We start from the raw sequence: 1,658 nt of genomic DNA on the forward strand, positions 1-1,658 counted from the left end.
GACCCGACCATGCCTCAGACCCCGTCGACAGTCGCCCTAGCGGCTTGACGAAAACCATAGAGGCACCCCCCGGATCTCCAGCACGCGCTGGCGCTCGGCGGCGATCATGCTCAGCCGCAGCCGGGTGTAGGCCTCCGACGGGGACTCCTCCCCGGTGCGGGTGGACAGCCGCTCCCAGGCCGCGAAGGTGCGCTGGTCCAGGCGGGCGCGGATGGACTCGGCCACACCGTGGTCCTCGTGGTGGTCGCACCGATCGAGCTCGTGCAGACCTGCCTCGCTCGCCTGCTGCAGCAGGGTGGCCCGGGCCAGCGCGTCCACGGCGGGGTTGTTGGGCCTGACCCCCAGCGTGCGGGTCAGCCAGGGCAGGGACAGGCCCTGCAGGTAGAGGGTTCCCAGCACCACCACGAGCGCGCATAGCACCAGCAGGTCGTGGTGGGGGACATCGGCCGGGATGATGAACACGGCGGCGATCGTGACGACGCCGCGCATCCCCGCCCAGCCCGTGATGATCGCGTGCGACCACGGCTCCCGCTCCTGCGGGGCCTGGCACAGGCCGCGCAGCCACTGGGTCAGCAGCACCCAGGCCATGCGCGTCAGGATCACCGCGGCGAGCACGCCTGCGCATGCGAGCACCATGCGCGACCAGGGGACGGTGCCGTCCAGGCCCGTGATGATGGAGACCACCTGCATGCCGATCAGCAGGAAGACCGCGTGCTCCAGCAGGAACGCCACGGTGGACCAGGTGACGCGCTCGGTGATCCGGGATCCGGAGGTCTGGACCACGGGCGCCTTGTGCCCGATGAGCAGGCCGGCGACGACCACCGAGATCACTCCGGAGGCGTGGATCTCCTCGGCCGCCAGGTAGGCCAGGAACGGGACGACGAACGAGAGCCCCGTGTCGATCAGGGGGTCGTGGATGCGCCGGCGCAGCAGGTTCACGACGACGGCCACGGCCAGCCCGAGCAGGATGCCCCCGCCGGCGGCGATGAGGAAGTCCAGGGAGATCGAGCCGACGGCGACGGCACCCGTGATGGCGGCGATCGCCGTGCGCAGGCTGACCAGGGCGGTGGCGTCGTTGAGCAGGGACTCGCCCTCGAGCACCGTGACGATCTGGCGGGGCAGCCCGATGCGGCGAGCCACGGCGCTGGCGGAGACGGCGTCCGGAGGGGCCACTGCCGCACCCAGGGCGAGCGCGACCGGCCAGGGGATGTCCGGCACGAGGGCGTGCAGCGTCCATCCGACGGTGAACGTGGTGACGACCACGGCCGTCACGGACAGCAGGATCACCGAGGTCAGGTTCGCCTTGATGTCGATGATCGAGGTCTGCAGCGCGGAGGAGTACAGCAGGGGCGGGAGCAGCCCCACGAGCACGAGCTCCGGGCCGAGGTCGATCACCGGGACGAAGGGCAGGAACGAGCCGATCACGCCCAGGACGATGAGGACCATGGGTGCGGGCAGCCGCAGCCGCTCCGACGAGGATGAAGCTCAGACCCGCGAGTCCGACACCGGAATGACGAACGGCCGGATCCGCGCTGCGGCGGATCCGGCCGTTGCGATGTCCTGAGACGGCACATGGTCGGGATGACAGTGTCCTGCGTCACGACATCGTTGACGCCCCTGACCACCACGTTTCCGCATGAGCGTTGACCGATGAGTCC

Annotated in this window: 1 protein-coding gene; it reads right to left on the bottom strand. The window is 70.3% G+C overall.

Annotated elements, in window-relative coordinates:
* Nucleotides 1-36: 36 nt before the first annotated feature.
* A complete protein-coding gene (locus RF645_RS12900; protein WP_368819237.1) occupies nucleotides 37-1,464 on the bottom strand; it encodes a Na+/H+ antiporter in 1,428 nt (475 codons plus the stop codon).
* Nucleotides 1,465-1,658: the final 194 nt, after the last annotated feature.

The organism is Kocuria sp. CPCC 205260, assembly GCF_040981045.1.
In the GTDB taxonomy this organism is placed as follows: Bacteria; Actinomycetota; Actinomycetes; order Actinomycetales; family Micrococcaceae; genus Kocuria; species Kocuria palustris.